This is a genomic window from Chitinophaga sp. RAB17 (assembly GCF_052114225.1).
GTDB lineage: Bacteria > Bacteroidota > Bacteroidia > Chitinophagales > Chitinophagaceae > Chitinophaga.
Genome location: NZ_JBFREI010000006.1, coordinates 460818 through 486247, shown reverse-complemented (window position 1 = coordinate 486247; position 25430 = coordinate 460818). Strand labels below are relative to the sequence as shown.

Annotated in this window: 12 protein-coding genes and 1 tRNA gene; 4 read left to right on the top strand and 9 right to left on the bottom strand. The window is 47.0% G+C overall.

Going from position 1 to position 25430, the window contains the following annotated elements; translation table 11 throughout:
- Positions 1 to 60: 60 nt before the first annotated feature.
- Positions 61 to 4938, top strand: coding sequence for a PKD domain-containing protein (locus AB4Z08_RS21550; protein ID WP_441575850.1), 4878 nt, complete (start codon positions 61 to 63; stop codon positions 4936 to 4938).
- Positions 4939 to 5058: 120 nt separating this feature from the next.
- The gene (locus AB4Z08_RS21545) at positions 5059 to 5793 is read left to right on the top strand and encodes a phytanoyl-CoA dioxygenase family protein (RefSeq protein WP_441575849.1); all 735 of its coding nucleotides are present in this window, start codon (positions 5059 to 5061) and stop codon (positions 5791 to 5793) included.
- Here the strand turns inward: AB4Z08_RS21545 and AB4Z08_RS21540 are convergent.
- The 6 genes from AB4Z08_RS21540 to AB4Z08_RS21515 form a co-directional block, all read right to left on the bottom strand.
- Complete coding sequence (locus tag AB4Z08_RS21540) at positions 5770 to 7005, bottom strand: MFS transporter (RefSeq protein ID WP_441575848.1); 1236 nt, start codon at positions 7003 to 7005, stop codon at positions 5770 to 5772. The genes AB4Z08_RS21545 and AB4Z08_RS21540 overlap by 24 nt on opposite strands.
- Positions 7005 to 9608, bottom strand: a complete 2604-nt coding sequence (locus AB4Z08_RS21535) for a glycoside hydrolase family 2 protein (protein WP_441575847.1) — start codon at positions 9606 to 9608, stop codon at positions 7005 to 7007. The genes AB4Z08_RS21540 and AB4Z08_RS21535 overlap by 1 nt, the downstream gene beginning before the upstream one ends.
- A gap of 78 nt (positions 9609 to 9686) precedes the next feature.
- Positions 9687 to 11495 (bottom strand): RagB/SusD family nutrient uptake outer membrane protein, encoded by a 1809-nt coding sequence (locus AB4Z08_RS21530; RefSeq protein WP_441575846.1) that lies wholly within the window; start codon positions 11493 to 11495, stop codon positions 9687 to 9689.
- A gap of 27 nt (positions 11496 to 11522) precedes the next feature.
- Positions 11523 to 15074 (bottom strand): SusC/RagA family TonB-linked outer membrane protein, encoded by a 3552-nt coding sequence (locus AB4Z08_RS21525; protein ID WP_441575845.1) that lies wholly within the window; start codon positions 15072 to 15074, stop codon positions 11523 to 11525.
- 57 nt (positions 15075 to 15131) lie between these two features.
- Positions 15132 to 16169, bottom strand: a complete 1038-nt coding sequence (locus tag AB4Z08_RS21520) for a FecR family protein (RefSeq protein WP_441575844.1) — start codon at positions 16167 to 16169, stop codon at positions 15132 to 15134.
- Between the two features lie 67 nt (positions 16170 to 16236).
- On the bottom strand, positions 16237 to 16848 hold the full coding sequence (locus tag AB4Z08_RS21515; protein ID WP_441575843.1) for an RNA polymerase sigma factor: 612 nt from the start codon (positions 16846 to 16848) through the stop codon (positions 16237 to 16239).
- A 105-nt stretch (positions 16849 to 16953) separates the two neighbouring features.
- Here AB4Z08_RS21515 and AB4Z08_RS21510 point away from each other — a divergent pair, with 105 nt between their 5' ends.
- Complete coding sequence (locus tag AB4Z08_RS21510) at positions 16954 to 17121, top strand: phosphatidate cytidylyltransferase (RefSeq protein ID WP_441575842.1); 168 nt, start codon at positions 16954 to 16956, stop codon at positions 17119 to 17121.
- A 58-nt stretch (positions 17122 to 17179) separates the two neighbouring features.
- On the opposite strand, the gene AB4Z08_RS21505 is transcribed toward AB4Z08_RS21510, so the two are convergent.
- Entirely contained in the window at positions 17180 to 18220 is a 1041-nt protein-coding gene (locus AB4Z08_RS21505; protein WP_441575841.1) for a hypothetical protein, read from the bottom strand.
- A 364-nt stretch (positions 18221 to 18584) separates the two neighbouring features.
- On the opposite strand from AB4Z08_RS21505, the gene AB4Z08_RS21500 reads away from it, so the two are divergent.
- Positions 18585 to 18658 (top strand) — tRNA-Pro (locus tag AB4Z08_RS21500).
- Positions 18659 to 18840: 182 nt separating this feature from the next.
- On the opposite strand, the gene AB4Z08_RS21495 is transcribed toward AB4Z08_RS21500, so the two are convergent.
- Together AB4Z08_RS21495 and AB4Z08_RS21490 are read right to left on the bottom strand one after the other, a co-directional pair.
- Positions 18841 to 19524 carry a hypothetical protein gene (locus AB4Z08_RS21495; RefSeq protein WP_441575840.1) on the bottom strand — a complete coding sequence of 228 codons (684 nt, stop codon included), beginning with the start codon at positions 19522 to 19524 and terminating at the stop codon, positions 18841 to 18843.
- A 2-nt stretch (positions 19525 to 19526) separates the two neighbouring features.
- Positions 19527 to 25430 (bottom strand): DUF6443 domain-containing protein, encoded by a 5904-nt coding sequence (locus AB4Z08_RS21490; RefSeq protein ID WP_441575839.1) that lies wholly within the window; start codon positions 25428 to 25430, stop codon positions 19527 to 19529.

Genomic DNA, 25430 nt, shown 5'->3' with positions numbered 1-25430 from the left:
AATGCGCCGGAAAATATGCCCGGAAATACTTAATTTTGGCACCTTATACCTATACATACGATGTATCTGTTCCCTGTCAAGCGCAACATTGTTGGCTCCCTGATGCTATACTTTTTTATCACCTTTTTCAATATCCATAGTGCCCGGGCACAGCAAAAAGCTGACTTTTCAGCTTCCGTTGTCAGTGATTGTGAGTCTGTGAGTACCACCTTCACGGACTTATCCACCGGCAGCCCGGTTTCCTGGCAATGGGATTTCGGTAACGGCAATACCAGTACGAAAAAGAAGCCTGCAGCTACTTATGTAAAGACCGGGAATTACACCGTTACCCTGAAAGTAACTTATGCAGATGGCAGTACCAAAACAGAAACCAAGGCAGACTACATACACGTAAGATCTAAACCTACTGTGGATTTCAGTGTGTCTTCCCCTAAAGGATGTGTAACATTCAGCCCTACTTTTACAGATAAATCCAAACCGGGAGATGGTACCCTGCAAAGCTATAGCTGGGATTTCGGCGATGGCGGCGCGGCGGAAAATGCAGCAGGTACGATCAGTCATAACTACACCGTACCGGGCGTATATAGTGTACTGCTGACCGTTACTAACAGCTATGGCTGCACGAATTTTAAAGTAATGGACAAAGCGGTGGATGTGGCAGCGGCACTCAATGCTGATTTCACTATTGCACAGAAAGTACTGTGTAAAGCGCCGGTAGATGCATTGTTTACCAATACATCTTCCGGTGCCGGAACACTTGCGTATAAATGGGAGTTTGATGATGGCAGCAGCAGTACCGCTAAAGACCCCGGCAAACATACCTTTACCACCAAAGGTACACACAGTATAAAACTCACGGTAAGCAATGAACGGGGCTGCACAGCTACTAAAACCGCAGACGATATCAATGTAGGTAATTACGTGACCACACTGAACACTCCTGCACTCATTTGCAGCGGCCAGAACGCTGATTTCAAAGCCACCTTTTCTCCTGTTCAACCTCAAAGCACCACCTGGGAAGTGAATGGACAGCCTGCATGGGCGTATTGGGATAATACCCTTTCTTACTATCCCACCACCGCAGGACCTGTAAAAGTGAAAGTGACCGCTATGTTCGGCAATTGTCCCGATGTAGTAGAAAAAACAGTGGACGTAAAACAAACACCTACCGCAACGATCAGTACCGATAATAAACCTATTTGTGATGTACCGGCTACCATTAATTTCACGGGCAATACCACCGGGGCTGATAGCTGGAACTGGACGTTTGGTGACGGACAGGGTGCTGCTATACAGAATCCTGTACACACCTACAACCGGGAAGATAACTTCGGTATTTATCTGTACGCGAAAAGTAAAGATGGTTGTATTGCCACCGCCTATTCCAGTTTATACATTTATAAAACATATATCTCCGCTTATGCCACTAACTACAATGGCTGTGAAGGACTCTCCGCCACCTTCAATGCAGGGAGCAGCAGCGGTGATCAGATAAAAACTTATCTATGGAAATTCGGGGACGGGAACACCTCCGCAGATCCCTCTCCCACGCATACCTACCCTAAAGCCGGTTCTTACACGGCTTCCCTGCAATACACTACCGTTAACGGCTGTACGGGAACGGTCAACCTTCCTTACCGGATGGACGTATATAAAAAGCCAACACCGGATTTCAGCTCTCCGAATGCACCGGAAGTGTGCGGAAATTCCCTGACAACCTTCACCGACAAATCCGATGCAGGTACCGACTGGTACTGGGCTTTCGGTGATGGCAGCTGGGGATCGGGCCGCACATCTACCCATAGCTACGCAGAACCTGGCTACTACGATGTGACTTTAACAGTTACCAACGGTACCTGTCCGAATACAATTACAAAAAAAGCCTATATCAACGCAGTTAATCCTTTTCCCCGATTCAGGATTAACCCCGTAAATTGTGATCAGCGTACTACCGTTTCCGTTACCGAATATTCACTGGGTGCTACAAGCTGGAAATGGAGCTGGGGCGATGGAAAGGATACCAGTTATACCACCCATAGCGATAACATTACACATATTTATGCCAAATCGGGAGTTTATACAATAAAACTAACTACCTCTGACGGCCATTGTACAACGTATCTCACCAGCACAGTCAACATTATAGCCCCTTCTCCCGTAACAATCGCTACTGATAAGATTACACTATGCAGTAATGAAACAGTAGTTGGACACGTAACGGCAGAAGATGCAAGCATACATGATAGCTGGGCTTATTACTGGCAACTGGATGGTGCTGGTTATTCGTACTATGAAAATCATCAGGCATATTCCAATCTTACACCAGGTCAGCATACCATTAGCCTAAGGATACAGGACAGACTGGGTTGCCCTAACAACAGTAACAACATTGATATCACGGTACGCGGGCCATTGGCGGATTACAATCTTCCTTCTCAGGCACAATGTAAAGGGACGGAACTTACCTTCACAGACAATACAGATGTTGCCAACAGCAGCGGGGTTAAAAAATGGGTATGGAATTTTGGAGATAATTCGAGTCCCCAAACCTACACCAGCGGGCCATTTAAACACACCTATGCGGTAGCTGGCACCTACACGCCTTCTGTCACTGTAACGGATAAGGATGGTTGCGTTAATACGTTCGCCGGTAAATATTTACAGGTAAACGGGCCGGTGGCAGACTTCAACGCAGATGCATATGTGGTGATGCCGGGCAGCTATGTGAATTTCTGGAACAGCTCTTACGATGTGGGTGGAAATATTACCGAACTTAAATGGGACCTGGGAGATGGCAACACCTCTGCAGATCCGTATTCCGTCACACACCAATACCCCGACAAAGGAGTATTTCCTGTAAAGCTACAGATCAAAGATAATAACGGCTGTACGGATGAAAAAACAAAGAACATCAAAGTATCTGCTGTGGGTGCGGGCTTCACTTATACCGGAACATTTGTAAACGGCAGTAACTGTGCGCCAATGATCTTCCGCTTTAATAATACTTCCATCAACTACAATACCTGTTCATGGGACTTTGGTGACGGGGCCACTTCCGATCAGGCCTTTCCGGTGCATACCTATACGGTAGCCGGACACTATAAAGTAACCCTGAAAGTAACAGGTATTGCAGATACAGAAGATGAATACACCGAAATAGTAGTGGTGAAGGGCCCATATGCTACCATTACCACCAGTGCCGAAGGGGGATGCCTCCAAAAGGAAATATCCTTTACAGTAAAGCCGGAAAATGCCACTTCTTTTAGCTGGGATTTTACAGACGGAGATGTGGAAGAAACGGATAAACTGGACATCACCCATCGTTTTACCGAGCCAGGGATATACAAGCCGCAACTCTTGCTGAAAGATGATGCTGGCTGCAAAGGCAATGCCTTCCTGGATCACCCGATCGTAATAGATCAGCTGGATATTAAACTGCATCCTAATCCGGACAGGATATGCGGCGAAGGTACGCTGACCTTTGCGCCAACCTTCAACAGCTACTCTGTAGATGAGCTCAACATGCCTCCCGCCTTTACCTGGACATATGATGCTTCCCTTACACCCACTAACATCAACACCACTACCCCTTCGTTTTATATGGACAAAGTGGGGGTATATAAATTTGGACTTACCGCTACCACCAAATATGGTTGCACGCAAACAGTGGAGGAATCATATAACGTATATCCTCAACCGTTAGCTGTGATTACGGGCCCCGATGAAGTATGTAAAGATGCGCCCATTACCTTTGGCGGCAGTGTCACCCGGGCAACAGATGTAACCTGGGCCTGGGAATTGGGCAACGGTAAAACCAGTACCGTACAGCAACCTGCGGCACAAACCTATTCTACCACCGGCAATACGACCGTAACGCTGACGGTTACCAGCAAAGATGGCTGTGCTGACAAGACTACGCATCCATTGAATGTACTGGCGCTCCCGGATATTAAAGCCAGTTCACCTGCTGAATTTATTTGTCTGAATAACGCCACCATACTGCATGCCGGAGGGGGAAGTATTTATGAATGGACGCCTGCTGCCGGCCTGGACAATCCTGCAAGTCCGGATCCAAAAGCGACTCCAACTGTTACCACTACCTACAAGGTAAAAGTAACGAACGCGAAAGGCTGCGTGAATACAGACGAGGTAAAAATAAGGGTGGTACAACCCTTTACAATACATGCCACGCCCGATACATTGTTGTGCCTGGGCGATAAGTTGCCACTACGGGTATGGGGAACAGATTACTATGTATGGCGCGGATTTGGGCTCGACAGGCCCGCCTCTCCTACTCCGGTTGCAACCATTAACCGCACCGGCCAGTATGCCTACGAAGTAACCGGCTATGATAAAGATAATTGCTTCTCGGACAAGACCTCGCTCACGGTAAAAGTAAATCCTACACCGGTGGTCAGTGCTGGTATTGACCGGCAAACCATGGCAGGTATACCCGTGTACCTGGCCAGCAATAACAGCAATGATGTGATCCGCTGGAGCTGGACACCTGCTGAATATCTCGACTGTGCAAGCTGTCAGCGGGTACAGGCCCTTCCTAATCTCAGCACTCTTTACAAGGTGGAAGTAGAAAATGTGTATGGCTGTAAAGCATCTGATGATGTGATAGTGCATGTGCTCTGCCAGCAGAGCGCCATCTTTATGCCGAATGCATTTACCCCTAACCAGGATGGCAGGAATGAAAGAATTTATCCTAAGGGAAAAGGTGTAAAGGAAGTGGAATGGTTACGCATCTATGATCGCTGGGGAACCATGGTATTTGAGAGAACGCACTTCCCTGTCAACGTACCTTCCGCAGGATGGGACGGCCGTAGCAACAACAGAGAAGCGCCTTTGGGTACTTACATTTATTCTATGCAAACAGTGTGTGAGAGTGGGGAAAAATTTGAATTCAAGGGAAATATTACGCTGATAAAATAGTAAATGGTGTAGCCGAAAAAGATAGTATACACCTGCAATTAAAAAGAAACGATCCAAATGATTTCCTGCCCGTCAACAGAGGCTTTCACTGGATTAACGAATACCCAATGAATCAGTAATATGAACATCACAGCACACCAGGAACGCATTAGCAAGCAAGGATTTACCGTGATACCGGATGTATTTGACAAGTCCGCGATCGATGCGATGCTGGCTGCTATCAACGATATAAGTCCTACCGGACCTTTATTCAGAAAGACGAATGATCTTTTTGCTATCCGTCGGTTTCTGCAGGTAGTGCCGGCTATACAAACACTTGTTTTTACAGCGCAATTACAAACATTGCTACAGCAGCTTTTCGGTGTGGGATATTTCCCGGTTAAATCCATCTATTTTGATAAGCCGGGGCAGTCTAACTGGTTTGTGGCCTGGCACCAGGACCTGACCATTTCTGTTGCGGAGAAACTGCCGGTGGAAGGATATGGTCCGTGGACGATAAAGCCCGACCAATATGCCGTACAGCCGCCTGTTGATATCCTGGAAAACAATTTCACTATCCGTATCCACCTCGATGATACGGATGAACATAATGGTGCTTTAAAAGTGATACCCGGCTCACACCTGAAAGGCGCTTACCGGGCAAACACTATTGATATGAACGGCACAGGTGATGTTAGTTGTGCAGTACTACGGGGCGGCATCATGATTATGCGGCCGCTGCTGATGCATGCTTCCAGCCGCAGCAGCAACGGACAAAACCGCAGGGTGATACATATTGAATTCAGCAACCGTACATTAGCCGGCGGTTTGCAATGGGCAGAGCAGCTAACGCTACTCCCTCCCGCTGAAGCTTAATGTTTTATTGGTAACAATCGGTCTCGCCCAGAAGCCGATGCTTAAAATATACCCCATCGTCAGATACAGGAAACACAGACCAGTACGAAGTCCCCAATGATCTCCCAGCCAGCCCACTATCAACGGCAATACGGCGCCGCCGGTGATACCTGTTACCAGGATACCTGAGAAAGAGCCATGGTGTTCGGATACAGAGTTGAGCGCCAGTGAAAAAATAATGGGATACATCACCGAAGCAAAGAAACCCACCATAGGGAAAGCAATCCGGGCGACCGGGCCGCTGCCAAACAGCGCTGCAGTAAGACTGATCATGGCCAGCAGCGTGAAGCCTACCAATACTTTGCGGCTGTCTATCAATTTCAGGAGGAGTAATCCCAATACACCACCCGCTGTCATCAAACCCCAGAAATACGCCACTGCATTGGCGCCTGTAGTTTGCGGATCATAATGGTGATATACCATGAGGAACTGCGAAATCCAATTGGCAATCCCCTGCTCGGTTCCTACGTAACAGAACAAAGCAAAGAAATACAATACCACTACCGGCTTTTTCAGCAGATCGATATGTGTTTGCAAAGCACCTACCGTCTCTTCTTTTGTCAACGCTACGCTGGGAAATTTAGACAGTCCGATGATAGCAATCATGAAAATGCAAATCAATGTAAACAGCCAGTACAGCGAAATCCATGGCAAGTTAGCCGGTACCAGACCGGCAAAGGTGTGCAGGCTACCACTTTGTATATGTACTACCAGGTACGAATATACGAGCGGGCTCACAAAAGAGGCCAGTCCGAATATCAGTTGCGCCAGCACGGAATTGAATGCATAATGCTCTTCTCCACCGGAAGTACGCAGTAATGGATTAATCACTACCTGCAACATGGCCATGCCGCAACCAATTAAAAAGAGAGATAGCACCGCGGTTAAGTAATTCGGGAAGCAGGACAGCAGCAACGCACCGAGGAAGGCTACTACAAAAGCTGCGATCATGATTTTCTTTTCCTTGTACTTTTCTATGAGCATCCCCGCAGGAATTGACATAACGCCATAGGCGATAAAAAAAGCAAAAGGCAATAGTGCCACCAGGGTAAGACTCAGGTGGAAACCATTAATGATATCTGGTATCAGCGGCCCTATCACATTCGTGAGAAAAGAAATCACGAAAAAGGTGAGCATGATTAAACCAACAATATAATAATTCCTGTTTTTCATTATTGATGAATTGGTACGATGTTCCAGCCACTTAAAGAAACCACCGCAGGTTGTTGTTGTAAATCTTTCGTATGTACATATCCGTTAATTACCCTGCTTTCACCGGGCAGCAGCGTAAAGTCATTATCCTCCCAGAATACCGGCACCACTGTTTCCCCGCTCTTGCGGCGGATATCCAGGTGCACCATAAATGCCAGTGTTTTACCTGGATTTTTCAGTACTACACTGGCAAAAGTTGTATCTTTTTTGGGTAGCAGTTTCGACTGCATCTCCAGTTTTACAGCAGGTAATTGCTGCAGGGCAGTGAGGTCTGCAAAGGCTGTTTGCGGCGTAACATACCAGTTTGTTTTGGYGGTATCCAGCAGGTCCTGCCGGGATGATAGCACGTAAAAGTTACGGCTCACCGTTTTATCCTTGTCCTGCAGCTGCAGATCCAGGTACCAGGTACCCGTAGCCGGCGATACCGGCAATGCGGGCAGGTGACTGGCATTTTGCGGCAGCAGGCCGGTGACCAGCGTATCTGTTTTATAAATAGTTTGCAGTGCAGCATCCAGAACATGAATACTGGCTTTCAGCTGACCGGTGGTATGGCCGGTATTGTTGATTACATCTACTCCGCGGCGGCCATAGTTCCAGGAGATATGCAGGGGCTCTCCTGCTTTGCGGGCACCGTAAAATGCGGCAGTAGGCAGCAGGTAGTAGTCGTATAACTGCCACCAGAGCTTAGGCCAGGAAGAGTTGTACATCCATTGGATAATGCCGGTGGCGGCAGGACGGTTGGCAGCAAATGCTTCCAGCATGGCACGCATACCTTCATAGTTGAGATATTGTGCTTTGCGCAGGTAATCCTCCAGGCTAACGGCTTTGCCTAAACGTTTTTCCATGGCATTGTTGTAGTAGTCGAGGTTATGGAACTCCCCTCTTGCTGCATGATACATCCAGGCGCTGGAAATGGGCCATAGGGAATCTGCCGGGATCATTTTCTGCAGACTTTCCAGCATAGGCACCTGTGGACCAGGGCCTGTTTCTGTGTTAAAGCCGAAGGCGCCGCCATTTTTATCATCGATATACCAATAGTCTGGTGGCACATAATCATAGGGGCCGCGCATTTTTACGGCGGCAGGACCGGTGAGTGTACTGGTATTATCGTGGGCGGAGCTCAACGAAGGGCGGGATGGATCGTATTGCCGCAGTATATCCAGGTATTGCTGTTCCAGGGCAGGACGTGGGAGCTTATCGCTGCCATATACCCAAACGAATATGGAAGGATGGTTGCGCAACCAGATGATCTGGTCTTTCCAGGATTGCGCTGCAATAAATTGTTGTTCCGGTGTAATGATGCCGCCAAAGTCGTCTGCTTTTGTGCCCATGTAGTTATCCCATTCCCAATGGGCGCTCCATCCTACCATGATGAGGATGCCTTTTTCGTCACACAGATCGTAGAGGTGTTCATTGTTGCCCCAGAAGCCTTCCATGCGGATGGTATTGAGGTTCATATGAACGGCATAGTCGATACCGGCGCATTCGTAATCGGTGGTGGCGTTGAGCAGCATGGGGTCTGTCCATCCGCCGCCGCGGATCAGCAATTTGCGGCCATTGAGGATATAACCCCGATGTCCATCAGCATTGATATAGTCGGATACCTGCCGGATGCCGAACCTTGTTTTTCGTGTATCCGTTACTGTATTACCTGTTTTAAACTGCAGCAACAGCTGGTACAATTCCGGTTTGCCCAGGTCACGGGTCCACCACAGGCGGGGATTCCGGATAATCAGCGCCGGGTATTGCAGTGGCGTGAAAGTAAGTTGCTGGTGACTGTTGGGGGTTAAAGTAATTTCTTGGGAAAAGTGGATATCGTCCCCGATATGTCCTTCCAGCGTACCTGTAACCGGCGCATTGCTTTCATTGCTGAGTACAGCACTCACGGTAACGGATGCACGCTTAAATGCCACCGTATCCACCGTTGTTTGGACAAATGGCTGTGATATGGTGACGGGGCCACTTAGCAGCAGTTGTACATCACGCCAGATGCCCATATTTTTATCGGGAGGTGCGGGATTCCAGTCTACAAATCCGAGCGTAGGCTCACCGGGCGCCGGCGCCGTCACCTTTACTGCCAGTACGTTGGTGCCGGTATGTACCAGTTGGCTCACATCAAATTTGAATCTGCGGAAACCACCTCTTACCGTATCCGTGGCCACCTGCTTTCCATTCAGCCAGATCGATGCGCGGTAGTTGATACCATTGAAAAGAAGCTGTACCACCTGTCCGGGGGCCATGGCAGGCAATTCGAAGGTCCTGCGGTGCCACCAGGGATCTTTAAAGGGATCGGTGGCAATATGTTCCATATTGTTATGGAAGAAGATATCCTTGTAAACGCCATCTTCCACGAGGGACGCCATTACTGTTCCCGGCACTTTGGCGGGGTACCATTGTGCTGCGGAGAAGTTCATGGCCGTAATCTCTTTCCCTCCTTCCTTTACTTTAGCAGCAGACTGTATCTGCCATTTCCCTTCCAATGGCTGCCTGGCAGTAATCCATTGCTGGGCACGTACCGGCAAAGCAAGGCTCATTAACAGCGACAGGTAATAGCCGTGTTTCATGTAATTAATATTTTTGTAATGAGGATTGATAAAAGAGGGAAAGGCATGTGCCTTTCCCTCTTCATTAGATGTGTATAATTAGTAGCCCGTATTCTGAATAAGTACAGGGGCGCCGTTCTTCACGCTCAGATCTATCTGGCGTTGTGGAATCGGGTATCTCACATTTTTGGCGCCAAAGTTACCGGTGGCAATATCAGTAGTAATTGTCTTCTCGTAGCTGAAGTAGCGGTTCAGCTCTGTTTGGGCAATGCCCCAGCGCACCAGGTCAAAGTAACGATGTCCTTCCATTGCCAGTTCCAGCTTACGCTCAAACTGAATGGCTTTCGTAGCCCATGCTTTGCCTTTTGCGGTAAAGGTGCCGGCTGTATACGTGCTGATTTTATAATTAGCCGCAGGGGTATTGGTGTACCCAGCCAATGGATGTTCCGGATCGATGTAAGTCTTTACCCAGCTCACCGGATTGGCGGCGCGTGCACGCACCGTATTTACATGTTGCTGCGCAATATTCAGATCTCCTACCTGTGCCTGGCATTCAGCGGCCATCAGGAGTACGTCAGAGAAGCGGATCAGTACATAGTTGATCGCATTTCCCGGTGCCCAGCCATTACCATCATAAAATTTATCCTGTGTGGCCTGCATGTATACATTTTTCACAGCGGAATAAGGGCCGGCAGAATGCTGGTCACGAATCCAGTTGTTACCCGGGTGATTACCCCAGTCAAGGAAAGGAATACCACGACGGCCTACGGTCCAGTCCAGACGGGGATCCAGGTTGCCTGCATCCGGTGTAAAGGCTTCATCACTGGCAATGCCCATATCATTTTCAACAGGGTGGCTGTTGAAGTCATCGATATATGGCAGCCCGTTGGCATCAGTGCGGAAAGAATTCACCAGGTCCTGCGTAGGCTGATAGAAACCACAACAGCTGAAAGGGCCATTATAAGGGTAATTCAGCATCTCTCCCTGGTTAGCATTACCAGTACCACCGGAGCCATCATTTGCGCTGTATTGAATAGAAAAAACGGCTTCGCTGTTATTTTCTGTAAAAGCATCGAAGTTATCATGGAACTTCTGCACCAGTTCAAAATGAACACCTTTGGCTGTCTGGCCGTTGGCAATCACATCTTCAAAAATGGGCATCGCTTCCACATACTTTTTCTCATAGAGATAGGTTTTGGCCAGGTAAGCTTTGGCTGCCCAGCTATTGGCGCGGCCTATCACATCCTGTATCTCATTCAGGTTATCGGCGGCATATTTGAAGTCAGCTTCAATCATTGGCCAGATATCCTTATCATTGGGTACTTTATAATCATCTACATTCAGCTTGGAATAGCTTTCGGAATTTTCGTCTACCCAGGATACATGATCAAACATCTTTTTCAGATCTGAATAGAAATGTCCGCGAAGAAAGCGCGCTTCACCTGCCGCTTCTTTCTTTTCAGCTTCCGTCATGTCAGTAACGTTCTTCAACAGGTGCAACACGAAATTACAACGGCGCACACCTTCATAATCTACCCGCCATTTCTCGTTGAAGAAACCGTTGGTAGCGTTACCAACAAAAGTAGCTATCTGCAGGATAGCAGATGCATCACCGGGATCACTACCTTTATGAGCATCACCACCACATACGCTGCCATAGATCCAGTTATCAGGAGATACGGCATAGCCACTGCCTCCGGAGAGATTGGTCAGGTCGCCGTCCTTGAAATCCTGTCCGTCCAATGCACCATAAGCGCCGATCAACAGGGCGTTGACACCTTTTTTATTGGTAAGTGATGATTCTTCCAGGGAAGACTGCGGGGTACGTTCGAGGAAACTCTTACTACAACCAGACATCAGGGGAGTTGCAAAAGCCACACTCAGTAGTATATGATAAAATGATTTCATGATCATACTTTTTTAAATGAGCAATTGTTAAAAACCCAGGTTAATACCAATCAGGAACTGGCGTTGATTAGGATAAGCGCCTTCATCTACACCAAAATCGGTAATATCTGAACCGCCAATTTCAGGATCCAGACCGGAGTATTTAGTGATGGTAAACAAGTTGGCTGCCTGCACGTAAACACGCAATTTTTCTATACGTAAACGGCTAAGTGAACCTGCCGGGAAAGTATATCCCAGCTGCAGGTTCTTGGCGCGCAGATAGGAACCATTTTCCACCATATAAGAGTTAGGTACTCCCTGGGTGCTGGTAGACCCGGCCACTTCCTGTATAGGTGCTTTAGCGTTTTTATGATCTGGTCTCCAGGAATCATACAGCGCGGTTTTGCTCTTGGCGCTTTCAAAAGAAGGGTAGAAATCGCGCCACCAGCGTACGTTGTTCCAGATCTGATTACCATGGGTACCGAAGAGGAACAAACTAAAATCAAAACCTTTGTAGCTCAGACCGATATTCAATCCATAAGAGAAATCCGGATTTGGATTGCCCAGGAAAGTACGATCATCCGGTGTAATGATACCATCGCCATTCACATCCTGGTAACGGAAACGTCCCAGTCCTTCGCCTTCCTGGTAAGTAGCATCCGGCGTGCTGGTAGCTTTCTGCGCCTGCTTATCTGCTGCTGCAATTTCAGCTGCATCATTCCAGAAACCAATCACTTTATAACCGAAGAAAGAAGACACCGGTTGACCTACCGCATTACGGATAATATTACTACCATCAAAACGACGGCCATCACTATCAAAATACTCCACTCCGTCAGCAATTTTAACGATCTTATTTTTATAAGTAGTTAGTGTACCCGTTAGGTTTATCTGCAGTTGTTTAGTGATATTTTTATGCCAGCCAATAGAGAAGTCGAAACCCTCATTTTTCATTTGTGCAATATTCACGTAAGGCTGTGCAGAAGTACCTGCAAGGCCCGGTAGTTCCGGATTGTACAGGAGGTCCCTGATATCCTTACGATAATAGTCGGCGGAGAAATCCAGTTCACCGTTAAACAGGCTGGCATCAATACCAATGTTGGCATTAACATCACTTTCCCATTTTGCATCGGGATTGCCGATCTGGAAACTGGCAAAACCTGCGGTGAGGCCATTATTCACACCAGCGAGATCATAGTAGGTAGAGCTGCGTTTACCACCATACAGGAAGTAACCATTGTTGACACCGAGGTTTAACTGGTTGCCCATAATTCCCCAGCCACCACGGAGTTTCAGATCAGAAACCCAGCTCACCTTCTTCATAAATTCTTCCTGCGAAATACGCCAGCCGGCGGTAATAGCAGGGAAGGTACCGAAACGGTTATTTATAAACTTAGACGAACCATCCCGACGAATAGTAGCACTCAGCAGGTATCTGTCTTTAAAAGAGTAATCAATACGACCCAGTATGGAATACAGGCTTTCTGATTCGCGGGTACTGTAGTTGGTTTGTACGCCGGTACCAGTGGTCAGGTCGGGGAAGTAGGCATCAAAAGTGAAATAATCTTTTGTAGTACCTCCCACGCTTCTGTTACGGCTGTCGAATGCTTCCGTACCTGCAATTATTTTCAGGTCATGTACCTGGTTGAATGTCTGGTGATAGGTCAGGGTATTCGTCCAGGTCCATGCATGAGCGTTGGTAGATCCTTCTGTATAGGAGTTGCTGGTGGAGTTCTCCTTATTTTCATACTGCGGGAAGGTAAAACTGTGCGACCATCCGGAAGATATTTCACCACCGAAGCTGGTACGGAAGGTCAGGTATTTCAGGAAGTCTACTTCTCCATACACATTACCAAACAAGCGGCTGTTAAAGGCTTTATTGTTACGGGTACGATACTGCATCGCCACCGGGTTAAAAGCATCGCCCAGTGCATCTCCTGCGGAACCGGCGAAGTTGCCTTTAATGTCGTACACCGGTATAATGCTTTGCTCCCGCATTGCATGACCAATAGCGGCATCAGAAGTATTGATTTCAACGGTAGGATTTTCAGACATAGAGAATGCCAGGTTCTCTCCTACCCTGATATGATCCGTGATATTGTATTGGGTATTGGACCGGATAGTATATCTTCTCAGGTAGGTATTCATCAATGTTCCCTGCTGATTAAAATAATTCAGGGAGAAGAGATAATTACCTTTATCACCACCACCGCTTACGGCCACATTGTGGCTGGTTATTGGGGCAGGACGAAATACTTCATGATACCAGTCGGTACCTGTTTTATTTGCCCTGGAGATCTGGTAGAAGTTACCATAATCCGTCAGATCAGTATAATTCGGATTCAGATAATATTTGGAAGGATCTACCCGTGGATCGCCTTCCATGGCACCCGAAGGCAGAATATAATCAGGGATCCTGGGCGTGGCGCCGTTACCATATTGCTCTGTGCCGGGATCTATACCGGAGTTTTTGTACGCCAGCCATCTGAGGTCCGCCTGTTCCTGCGGATTGAGTGTATTCCATACATTACCTTTCTTCGGTTGCTGGCGGCCATAGTAACCATCGTAGCTTACTTTTACTTTACCGGAACCACGGCGGGTGGTGATGATGATCACACCATTGGAAGCACGGGCACCGTAAATAGAAGATGCGCCGGCATCTTTCAATACCTGCAGACTGGCCACATCATTTGGATTGAGGTCGGCGATATCGGTGGTAGGCACTCCATCCACTACATACAGCGGGGAGTTGGAACCAAAGGTATTTACCCCACGGATACGGATTTGTGGTGCTTGTCCCGGTTGGCCGGAGCCTATTACGGTAACACCGGAGGCCTGTCCCTGTAACTGTTCTGTTACCTGGGCGGAAGGTTGTTTAATTAAGTTATCGATATTTACCACTGCTACAGAGCCGGTAAGATCTTTCTTTTTCTGGGTGGTATATCCTGTTACCACAATTTCGTTGAGGGCGCTGGCGCCTTCTTTTAAAGTGATATTGATGAGTTGTCTACCGCTAATGGCTACACGTTGTGTTTCGTATCCGATGAAACTGACTTCCAGTTCATCGTTACTTTTGCCCGGAGCGGAGATGGAATAGGTACCTTCGGGGCTTGTCACCGTGCCAATGTTTGTGCCGGTAATGCGTACCGTTACACCTGGAAAGGGATTTCCTTTATCATCTTTCACCACCCCTTTCACAGGATGTTGTTGCTGGAGAACACCTGATTCGACAGGCGCTGGCGCCGGTGCTTTTTCGGTGACCATATAAAAGTGTTCCCTCACTTTTTCGTAGTGGAGGTTGAAGGGCAGGAGGGCTTTGCCCAATGCTTCTTCGGGTGACTGACAGGTAGCAACAGATAGTTGTACCTTTTTATTTTTCACCAGGTTACTTTTGTAGGCAATAGAAACGCTGAAGCGGTCTTCGATGAGGTGCAGCACTGTTTTCAGTGAAGACTCATCGGGTTGCAGCTCCTCACTGTTACCGGTTTCAGGGGGAATCTGCTGATTATTGGTGGCAGCGAGGTTTTGTGCCGACACCGTTTGGGATAGGAAATACAGGGCTAATGTTTGCATTAGCAAAACACGTAAACCTTTTTTCATCTTGAACAGGTTTTAACGATTAAGGAATAGACTACTTATAATTATGAGCGGCGATCTTTATTGTTTATGGATCCAGACTTCATCGCCTCTTTGGTTGAATTGCATACGGAAAACCTTTCCCAGCTGAGTCATCATGGTATCGGGGTTGTAAATGATAGGCATTGACCCTGATACCTTATATCGTAATAATTGTGTGTCGCGAACAATCAATGTTTTACCAAACACCTGTTGCATAAAGGCGGCAGCATCTGTCAGTGTAAAATCATCCATTACCAGTCGTCCTGTGTGCCAGGAGGTATAGTGATCTGCGTCTACACTTTTCTTGGTATAATCGCCATCCTGTTTATTGTATCGAACCATTTCACCTGGATGCAGGTATAGTTCAGCGGTTTTTCCCTTAACGGGTTCACCTATATTCAGCAGTATACTACCCTGTTGCAGCACTACTATAATTTCTTTCCCGGAACTGTTCACATTAAACTGTGTGCCCAGTACTTCCACATTGAGATTATCGTAGGTATGAACGATAAATTTCTGATGGGAAGCGGTATGTTTTACATGGAAGAAGGCTTCTCCATCGAGCCATACTTCGCGTTTGCCATCTCCGTTTACTGCATAGAGCAGTCGTGAGTCGGCGTTGAGTGTTACTTCTGAAGAATCAGGCAGTAACAGATTTTTGGTTTCGCCCAGCCGGGTATGTATGCTGACGATAGCTGGTTCATGGCTGGTTGACTGCCATTTCCACCAGGCGCCTGTGAGCAGTATCCCCAGTAACACTGCCGCTGCATATTTCCAGGTGTTTTTCCACCAGGGTATGCGGGCTATATCGTTTGTTGTTTCTTCCTCTTCTGCGAGCCCATTCCATATCCCATCCCACAGCTGTTCCTTATCCGTAGCGGAGAGGGTGTATGAGCGGAATCTGATACTATGCACCAATTGCCGGGCGTTGCTGATAATGGGTTCCTTATCCGGATTTTGCGTGAGCCACGTTTCCCAAAACACATTTCTTAGCTCCGGGTGCAATACCCATTCCTGGAAATCCTCATCCATTGCAAACTCCCTGGCCGTGTATGATAAATAGTTGCTGGCTGCCAAGAGAACGTGCTTTTTCTTAAAGAGACATCCATGAAAGAAATCTCATCACTTTTTTCAAAATATTTTTTTATTTGCTTAAAAGCAGCAACAGGAGCGGCAGAGAAATGTTTTTCTTGAGGATGCCGATTGCTTTGGAGATGGTATTATAGACAGAATCTACCTGCATAGACATAATATCTGCTACTTCATCGTAGTTGAGGTTCTGGAAGAAACGGAGATAGATGGCCTCCCGTTGACGACGGGTGAGGGTAGCCAGACCTTCCTGCAGGAGGCGTTTCTGGGCTTCGAGGGTTTCCTGCTGAATAAGTTGATTTTCGAGGGGGAGGGTATATTCAAATTCAAAAGCTTCCCAGGACTCGCGGTGCTGATAGCGGCGATCTTTACGGAGCGCCCGGAGCAGACGTCTTCTCAGGCTGCTGATCAGGTAATAGCGTACATTCTGAATGTCGGCAGACAGGTGCGCCCTGCTGATCCAAAGGTCCTGGAACAGGTCCTGTAAACAGTCCTTTACCCTTTCTTTTTCCTGGCAAAAGTGCATACCGTAGTGAAAGAGGTCATCGATATGCGCATCATATATTTCGGCGAAAGCGTGGCGGTCACCTTGTAGAAAGAGTCCCCAAAGTGAGGAATGGGAAGCCACCACGCGCAGGCCTGATTTATAGGCTTTCCCTGTATTCATACATGTCCTGGTTGATCATCTAAAGCTTGTGAATTATTTTGACACCTGCAAATATATTTTGGTACAGGATGTGTCAAGGTGTGTATATCATTAAAACTGAACGATATGAAACACGTCACTTATTGGTTGCTGTCATGCCTGGTACTTTTCCTCAGCAGTTGCGAGGTGATAGGCGGAATATTCAAAGCAGGCGTATGGACAGGGATACTTGCCGTAGCAGTGGTAGTAGGTTTGATTATTTTTTTGATAAGCCGTGGCGGGAAACGGGGATAATAAATTACCGTATAAAAGCAGCCCTGAAACGGCTATCTTCAGGGCTGCTTACCTATATTTATCGGTTAGTCTCCAGGCTTTCGATGCGGCCTTTCAGGGCTGTATTTTCTTTCTTCAGCTCAATCATATAAAGGGTTAGCTCCTCTACTTTTCTGAGCAGTATTTCATTCATGCTTCCCAGGTCTGCACTCCCCTCCTTCTTCACTTCTTCAGCAGAAGGCACACCAGGTAAATGCTGATGTTTCCGGATGTATTCTTCGAGTTCCTGCAATCCAGGCAATTGATAAGATGTGCTGAATACATAATCCGGCCAATCGGCAGCATTAGTGGTCACTTTTACGCGTGTGGCTTTAATATCACCGTTTACTGCCAACTTAGCCGTGGGATTACTGGTGCCGATACCTATGTTTCCATTTGAAGTGATGCGCATTCTTTCGGCACCGGAAGTACCCAGCGTGATGTTCTGGTAGCGATCCGGCTGGTTGTTTGTGTAACCCGACAGATCAATAAAAGACTTTGTACCCGCGTTGGTTCCTCCGCCTGCACTCAATCTCAGGAAACCATCATCACCTGCATACCAGTTCGGACTAGTACCCCGTATTTCTCCTGTCATCGTTTCCTTTGTTATCAGAGGCCTTGCCATAACAGCGTTTACACCTGAGAAAATAGTTACCCCACCATTCACGGCAAATGTTGTTGGCGGATCAACCGTGCCGATACCAATATAGCCATTGGGTTTGAAAACCATCCAGGGTGTAAGGTGAGCGCTTTCCGCGGTTAAATTGCCACCTATATAAGCATAATTCAATGTTCCGGCATTGCCAAAAGCACCGAATGCTGCTATTTTTCCGGTGCTACCCGCAGAGATACTGAATTCCCTGGCCCAGGGGCTGGTAGGATTGGTCAAATTTATCGCCATACCCCAGGGGTAGCCGATGGGATCCGATACTTTAATATTGCCGCCGTTCACGTGCAGCAAAGCAGTGGGCGTTCGTGTTCCGATGCCGATGTTGCCGGTATCGGCGATAAGATTTGTTTTTTGTTGTGCATGCAGATACAATCCTGACGAGAGGAATAACAGGGATAAATAATACTTCATGTGATTACATTATATGGCTTTGGTTAACTAAATTAATAGCACAGATATTATGGCTGTAAATGTAGGCATTGATAAAATATTAATAGTGATAAAGTTATTACCAGGTACATCAACTAACACAAAATGAAAATATTATTTTTAATAAATTAATTTTCAAAATTGCCAGGTGTTTAAATCAAGTATCGAAGCTGATACTTCATCACCTTCATAACGCCCTGCGAGGTACCCGGCGCCAATCCGTGCCGATAGATAAGGCTAACAGTTTATATTTGAAATATTTTATAAAAAAGTATACTTAATATTTTGAAAAATAAAATAATTGGCTACTTTTGCATCCCCGTCCAACGGGGGAATACCGGTAAAACGGGACGTAGCGCAGCCCGGTAGCGCGCTTGCATGGGGTGCAAGAGGTCGCTAGTTCGAATCTAGTCGTCCCGACAAAATGGCTAAAATCATAGTAGCGCTTTGTTACACGATATGCCGAAAAGCCCGCAGATATTGTATCTGCGGGCTTTTTTAATTTTGCCCAATATCAGCTGACAACTCATGCTGGGTTATGTAATAAAAGAAGAGCGCTGCATCCCTGCAGCGCTCTTCTTTTATTACACCAGTCCGGATCATCAACGATAAATGTCATTCCTCGGAAGTTTCGACAACTTTTTATCTTTTTTTATCTTTTCCCTTATCTGCTCCAGGTAAGCCGCCCGGTTTGTTACCATTGTATTCAACCGTTGCTCCCAGGCTAAGTCACCAAACCATGCTATCAGCGTAGTCTCAGGAACAGCTGCAGTTTCTTCCCTGATGCTTCTCAGACTTTCCTGTATCTGTATTTCGTCATCGAGATAAAGTGCCGTATGTAATTTTATCAGGTGGAAATCTATCAGATATCTGATTCGCGCTTTCACTTCGATCCATCCCGTAAAATTATCAATCATCCTGTAAAGTGCCTGCTGTGTTATATCCTGATCCAAAGAAATGCTGAATTGCGTAAGTACACAATCAATTGCTGTCGGTGGTATAGCATCATACTGTTCTTCAGATATAAATAACTGCCTGTTATCTGTATCTCTTGCCTGTATGACTATTTGTGTACCCCTTGCTTTTCCATCCTCCTTTAGATCGACCAGCGGAATAAAAACAAAATAGGGTGCATAACGTCCCCTGGCGGGGATCTTAATTATTTCTACCCCTATAACCAGTGGTCCGAGTATCTTAAATAGTCTTGTACCTGAATACATCGACAGACCCGGCAAGGATTTCAGCCATTCCTGTGTAATCGTTTTACTTGATACCTTCTCCGTCATTCTTAGTTAGTTGGTTTGATAATTGTTGATGATGAACCTCTAAACTCATTACGATACCTGACCATTTGGGGAGAATTGTTCAACATAGCAGGTGTTTTGTCTGGATACCCAAATTTAAAATCATATATCATATTATTCTGCGGATCCCATAAATCCAGGAACCCGCGCCCGTTACCGTTTTCAGGTCCAAAATACACATCGTACTGGAAACCCCTTGATCCATCGATACGTTCAAACCTATCCAGAAGTGCATTCACATAAGTGTGTTTCTGCGTCCCCGCGTATCTCCCCGTACCACCTACTATCCTTTCTGCCTCATTGGCGCCAAACTGTATCAGTTCTGTATTGGTCAGTCCTTTCGGAATTAAATGCTCATTTCCGTTTACCACCACCCTCACCGTGGCCCTTTCAGCCATTTTCACCGCCTGCTCCGATATTTCCTTTACCAGGACTTTCTCGGCGACTTTCATCGTCACCTTGGTGAGGCCTTTAGCGGCCCCCTTTAGTAACGACTCTCCTGCCACGTCAACGGCAGCATATAATACGCCGGTAATGTAATTCCCTTTTTTAAACTCTTTAGCGGCGTCTACGAAAGGTACAAATCCTTCTACAACTTCCTGCGCAAAATCCATTGCTTTTACAAAAGGCTTACTTGCAGGGATGGCTTTATCCATCATGAAGTTAAAGTAAGCCTGCAGTTTTGGATCCACGCCATGATCTCCATTATCCCGTCCCGGAACCCTCAATCCTCTCGCTATATAATTGGCCATCATTTGGTCCATCCTGTTACGGGGACCCGGACCATCAACAGGTGACATTCCATCCGGATCAACGAACCTGATAGGGTTATCAAAAGCGTAATTATAAGGCGACCACCTCCTCATTTCATCTGCCCGCGGATCCGGGGTAAACCACCTGCCGATCTGTGGATCGTACATGCGTGCCTCAAAATCCAGCCATTGCAATCCTTCCCCGTCACTGAATTCACGACTTTGCAACTCCTTACCGCCAAACTGAAAATCGTTGACCTGCTTGCCGAATGCCTTACTGCAAATACCTTCCAGCCTTCCTCCAAAAGGATAGTAATGCGTTTCCTCAAGAATCGCACTACGTTGCTGCGTTACCTGGAAATTGTCGAAGTATACCGCTTCCTCTGTTTCATTACTGTAATAGATATAGGCATATCCGTTCTTATTGACATTGATGGCATTGGACAACGATTTATCAATCGTCTGTTTTACCTTATTACTGATATAACCTATAGGGAAAACTTTACTGTTTACTTTGTCAAACTGCAGTTGCTCATTAAAGAATATAATGTTCAGATATGCCTTGGGGGCCTGGTTGGTACCGCTGGTGGCGGGGCTGGTATTCAGCAGATTTGCCAGGTCAGCGTTGCCGGAAAGTCCACTCGTAATAGCTGATACATTACCCTTGATCAGTTCAGAAGGCACTGCGCTTGCGGTAAGTACATTCAACAGACTGGCGACAATGCTTTGCGCTCCATTGGCGCCGGTATTATTAGCATTGGGTACATCATACCAGTAGTCTACCTTTACATGCAGCCTGTCACCACTCATCACTTTCAGCAGCTTAGCTCCACCAATGGCACCAGCGCTCTTTTTCACCAGCATACCGTAATCATTCACCGTGCCGGGTGCTACCGGGTTATTGGCTTTATAAGCAGAAGGCCAGGCAGTCCGGCTGCTGGCAACAGCGATGCTGTTACCAGCTCGATTCTCATAATTACTATCCTGAGTTACCACCTCGGGACTACCGGATGCACCTTCAAAGGATAATGCAGGGTAAGCGTCCGTCTGTACTTCCTCTGTCAATACCATCCGGACATTGCCCAGGTAGTCTTTTAACAGGTAGTCAAAATCATACCTGCCCAGGCTGCCACCTATACCTTTCGTAAAACGGATACGGCCTTCTTCATGCTGGAAGTATTTCAGCTGGTCATCTTCATATACCGCATTGTCGAGATACTGGAAAATTTTTACCGGCTTGCCTGTTTCATTTATCTTTTTTGTCAGCTTATTTCCCGAGGCATCATAGATATATTCTATGGTACCTTTGGATGTTCCGTCACTCTTTAGCAGCGTGATGATCCGGGGAAGGTTCAGGTGATTATAAACAATATTGCTGATTCGTTTATTCTTATCCGTTAGCATGTTGCCATTGGCGTCATAAGAATAATCATCGTTACTCCGGTTAACATCTGTAAAATCACTCAGCTTATTATTGGTAAGCCCGATGGATGCATCTTCTGTTACTGCCAGTAACTGGTTACTGCTCCCGCCGGCAGCATAGGTATAGCGCATCTTATCCAGCGGTGCGGAAGCCCCTATTTTCAGGCCGTTCTGGAAAAGGCTCAACAGGTTACCGTTGGCATCGTACCCAATCTTATTACCATGCTCAGGAGCCCCGTATACACTAAAATCAACACTGGCGGCAGACCAACCACTGTTGTCCTGGTTTTGGGTAAAATCAGCCTTATTCAGCCTATCCAGGTTATCATAGCTGTAGTCATACTTGCGGAGTATCCCATCTCCCTTACTTTTCCATACTACTCCACCGATACTGCCATTGAACCTGGCCGCCTGGTAAGCCGTGCCCGGGATACCTGCATCAGTTTTATCGTATCCGATCACCATACCGAAATAGTGGGTGCCATTACCTTTCACATAATCGCTGTTGATGCCGTTCACCCATCCTCTTACATTGTAGGTATAATCAACTGATTCCAGGGCTCCGTCGTTAGCGCCCAGCTTCTTGCGCAGCGGTTCACCCAGTTTATTGTATTCGTAGGTAACAATGGACTGTTCCGGTTTGTCGGCCGCCAGTGAAGAGGATATTTTCTTACGCACGCTCAGCAGTCCCACATGATTGTAGGTGTTGCGGGTAAGTACTTCATGTACCTGTGCATTAGCACCCGCTTTCTCCTGCTTGAGATAACTTGCATTTATCCTTCCTGCAAAGTCATATTGGGTAGTGATAATGTCTATCCCTCCCGTTTGCTGTTTGGTCTGTGACTGAACCAGTTGCTGCCTGACATTATAGAAATTCACGCTCACCGTAGCCGTATTCCCATCGTCCAGTATCAGGTTCTTCACACCGGTAGTCAAACCCCTTATTTGTGTACCCTGTGCAATGGACTGCGGATAGGGATAAACTGTATTGGAAGCAGCCGGCAGCTTGCTGTCGTAGCTGTTATTTTTGACCGCATTGACACCCTGTGTGCTGCACCAGTCGTAGTCATCATAATAACTCACGGTAAGAAAAGGCGGATTCAACACCGACGGAAAACTGAGACTGGTGGTATAACCATGGGCAGTGCCAATATCTCTTTTTTCTGCACGGGCAAGTGTAGGGGTACTGGCGTCCACATAGCTCTTCATCTGCGCCAAACCAATATGGCTACCATCTGAATAAAAGCCAGTCATCACCACCCTGTCCAAACCATCGTACTTGGTAAAGATCCATTTGTTGGTCTTCCGTAATTCTCCGCTCTGTGTTAATACTACCCGCCCCCACTGGTCATACACGGTGTATATTGGCGTGGCTCCGGGTATTCTTTTGGATATCGTTCTTCCCTGTACATCGTAAGCATACTCAAAACAATACTGTGTAATCAGATTTGCTACAGCGGCCGGATTCCAGGTGGCATTCTTAATCAGCAACTCTACCCCGGCCGGCTGTATCACCATCACCAGGTTTTTGTAATCATCATAAACATAATAAGTACATAACCATCCAGTGTGATTAACACCGGGAGCATCCGCCAGCTGGACTTTTTTCAGTACCAGGTTATTGTTTTTATCAATATACTCCACCACCTGCTTGCCGTTCTCATTGGTGGTAATGGATTTGTAAAGTGTACCGCCGGGATAGGCAGAAGGCGAAGTATAAGTACCATCTGCATTTATATTCCAGATCCTTACTTCATCTGCAGTAGTATTGGTGAGGAATTGTACACCAACACCCCTGTTGCTGCCGGACCAACTGGCACCCGGAGCATTGGTTTTAATAACCCTGTTAAGTGGAGATGCTTCATAACTCACTTTCTCCACAAAAGAGGATTCGCCGGGAAACTGGGCCGCATTAAAACTCTGTTGTTCCGTCAGTGGGTTGATCTTGTAATTGCCATCAGCTCCGGCCGATACATACGGCATATACTTATTGCTCTCCCTTCCGTATACATCATATTCCAGCGGTTGCACCAGGTCAGCAGGAGCTCCACTCCCGCTTTGCTGTTTAGACACTTTCTGGATCAACCTGCCAAGGCCATCGAAGTATTCCGTTACCTGCCGCACCTCTTCTGGATTGGCCTGGGCATCTGCCACCGCCTCATCCACGATAAGGGGTTTGAGGAAGCTACGGGTACGGATATAGTTCATATTAAGCGCATCGGCGGGAGCCTGCTGCACTACAACAGTGACTATGTTGCTGAAAGATGTTTCTGTTGCGCAACTTACCACGCGCCTGTAAGAAGTAGTGGCAGTGGGTATTCCGGGATCAAAATTTATGGTAGTAGCGCCCGGAATATCGGTAAACATGACCCCATTGGGAGAAGACTGCCACTGGTAACTATAAGCACCGTTACAATTTCCACCGGCAGCAGCAGTACCGGTAATATTACCGGATGGTGTGCCGCTGGGTATATTTAACACCGGTGCTGAAATGCTGCCACCCTGCAATGCAGGTGCCACGGTAATCTGCACGGTATTCGCACTCACCAGATCAGTACCACAGATAGTTTGACGGTAGAAAAAGGTAGTTGCCGTCAGGGGGCCAGGTGTATAGCTTACGCCGGTGGCGCCATTGATCACTTCAAATTGGTTACCGTCCGGACTTTTGATCCATTTATAAACATAAGCCCCATCACAGCTTCCTCCGGTAGAAGGTGTTCCCTGTATGATACCGGGACTGGTGTTATAGATGACCTGTGTATTTGTTGCCTGAAGAGAACCGGCAGATAAATACGGAAATACTTTTACCAAAGCATTATTGGTATACCCTACTGCGCTACCGCAGGTTACCCTTCTTCTGAAATAGGTATTGACAGTAAGATCCGAGGTTCCCTGAAATACCAGGGATACGCCATTGGCGCCGCTGATATCGGTGAAATTAGTTCCGTTCGTACCGGACTGCCACTGGTAGATATAGTTGCCGCTGCAGTCGCCTCCTGACGCCGCAGGTCCCGTAATGGTGGCGGGGGCCTGGTAGTACACAATATTTTGTGAGGCAGGTCCGATATTACCAGCTACCAATGGCGCTGTTACATAAACAGTGGCCACATTAGAGTATCCTTCTGTACTTCCGGAAACAGTTTTTCTCCTGTAAGAAGTAGTATTGGTAAGTCCGGTGGAGAAAGACAAATTAATCCCGGTAGCACCGCCAATATCCGTCCAGTTAGTATTATCTGCAGAAGATTGCCATTGATAAACAAATGAGGGATTACAGGTGCCCCCTGTTCCCGGTGCGCAAGTGATAGTGGCCGGTACGTTATTATAAGCAATCTGCTGAGTAGTAGCCGAGGTAATATTACCAGGCGTAAATGGGGCTACAACAGTTACTGCAAGACTGGCATTTCTGCCACTTAACTGACAGGTCACCGTTGCTGTACCAGGGCTCCCCCAGGTGATCTGGATAGAAGGCAAAGGTGTACCAGACCTACAGCTACCACTACTGCTGGTACCTGTAATCAAGCCATTATCTGTGCACCAGAGCATGTTGGTACTGATGCTCCAGTCGCCTCCAATAGCGTAATAGTTGGAGGAACCAGCTATTACGCAGGTAGGACCGGATATCGTAAATTGGGAAAAGCCTTTTAATGAAAAAAGGGAGGAACAGATTATTAGCAGCAACCTGACTACGAACCTGTGATGGAAAAATCGTTTCAT